Consider the following 279-nt stretch of genomic DNA (forward strand, 5'->3'; position numbering starts at 1 on the left):
GACACCGTCACGCGGGATTTACCCACCGCATCGGCCACTTGTTGCTGGGTCAGCTGGAATTCCTGCTGCAGGCGCTGCAACGCGATCGCTTCTTCGATCGGGTTGAGGTCTTCACGCTGGATGTTCTCGATCAATGCCATGGCGATGGCGGTTTCGTCCGGCACATCGCGCACCATCGCCGGGATGGTGTCCTTACCGGCCTGCTGGCTGGCACGCCAGCGGCGTTCGCCGGCAATGATTTCGAAGCGGCCGCCACCGATCGTGGTGCGCCCGATCGGT

General features: G+C 63.4%; 1 protein-coding gene. It reads right to left on the reverse strand.

Translation table 11 applies throughout. From position 1 onward, the window contains the following. A partial coding sequence (locus tag KZZ04_RS18930) for a ParB/RepB/Spo0J family partition protein (RefSeq protein ID WP_219423797.1) occupies positions 1-279 on the reverse strand: 279 nt, incomplete at both ends.

Origin of the sequence: Pseudoalteromonas sp. CR1, from assembly GCF_019392235.1 — a bacterium.
Taxonomy (GTDB): domain Bacteria; phylum Pseudomonadota; class Gammaproteobacteria; order Enterobacterales; family Alteromonadaceae; genus Pseudoalteromonas.